Source organism: Amycolatopsis sp. NPDC006125 (assembly GCF_040614195.1).
GTDB lineage: Bacteria > Actinomycetota > Actinomycetes > Mycobacteriales > Pseudonocardiaceae > Amycolatopsis_E > Amycolatopsis_E tucumanensis.
Genome location: NZ_JBEXTZ010000224.1, coordinates 1 through 1,280 on the forward strand (window position 1 = coordinate 1; position 1,280 = coordinate 1,280).

2 protein-coding genes are annotated in these 1,280 nt (G+C 74.1%); both read right to left on the reverse strand.

Annotated elements, in window-relative coordinates; translation table 11 throughout:
* Positions 1–185 (reverse strand): hypothetical protein (locus tag ABZ193_RS43585; RefSeq protein ID WP_354714693.1); only part of this gene is annotated, 185 nt, incomplete at its 3' end.
* 42 nt (positions 186–227) lie between these two features.
* Positions 228–1,280: ATP-binding protein (locus ABZ193_RS43590; RefSeq protein WP_354714695.1), on the reverse strand; the 1,053-nt coding region annotated here is incomplete at its 5' end.

Below are 1,280 nucleotides of genomic sequence, written 5' to 3' on the forward strand. Positions count from 1 at the left end.
TGCCGGCGCCGCCGCCACCAGCGCCGTGCCGCGACCCCACCCGCCACCACCACAAGCAGCGTCGTAACGGCGACCGGCCCCCACATCAGCGCCCAGCCCCGCAGGACGGCGAGCAGATCGGCGGTGGCGCCGCCGGGGTCACGCAGGTAGTCGCCCACCCAGCTCTGAGCCAAGGGCGCCGGCATAGCGACCCTCCTTTCTGGACAGTTGACGTGGGACCGGGAGGGTCACGTGGGATCGGTGTCGTCGAGCACGTCGTCGTTGGCGGGGCCGAGGTCGATGTAGGCGTCGGCGAGGCCGTGGTCGGTGGCGTCGGGGTCGTCCTCGGCGAGGCGGGCGAGTTCGGCGGGGTCGGTGGTGACGAGGAAGTTCTCGGTGGGCGAGGCGAGCGACTGGAACGCCACCCGCTGGGTGCCGGCCGACAGCAGCCCTTGGCCGCGGTCGGCGGAGAGCAGGAACTGGCGCTCCCCGGCGGAGAGGCCGAAGGTGTCGGCGATCTCGTCGATGGCTTGCGGGGCTTGGCGCAGCAGGACTTGGGTGGCGGCGTTGGACACGATGGCCTTGCCGAGGTCGGTGCCGAGGACGTCGGCGGTGTCCTGGGTGGCGACGGTGAGCCCGGCCCAGTGTTTGCGGGCGGCCTTGGCCATGCGGAACAGAAAACGCGCGCCCTCGGGTTGTTGCATGAGCAGCCACGCCTCGTCGACCACGACCAGCCGGGGCCGCCGGTGCGCGGGGTTGGACACCCGCCGCCAGACCGCGTCGAGCACGAGCAGGGTGCCGATCGCGCGCAGCTCGTCGGGCAGGTCCCGCAGGGAGAACACGACGAGGTGCCCGTCCGGGGTGGCGGTGGTGGGCCCGGCGAACAGGTCGCTGAACGCGCCGTCGACGAACGGGTGCAACCGGGCCGCCAGGTCACCGGCCACCGCGTCACCGCGGTCCCCGTAGGCGGCGAGGGTGTCCCGGAGGTCGCGCAGCAGGGGAGCGGGGCGGGTCCAGGTGCGGGCGTCGCCGGTGATCCCGGCGCGGGCGTAGGTGGCGGTGATCGCGCGGTCGAGCACCGCCCGCTCGGCGGCGGTGACCGGGGTGCCGAACAGGACGGCGAGCACGGTGTGCAGGAACAGGCTGCGCCGGTTGAGAGCGTCCTGCGGGGCGGTGCGCCGCCCGCGGGCGTCGGTGTGCACGGGCAGGTCGAACGGATTGAGCCGCACCCCACCGGCCCCGAGGTGCACGTAGGTGCCGCCGACCTGGGCGGCCAGGCGGGCGTACTCGTCCTCGGGGTC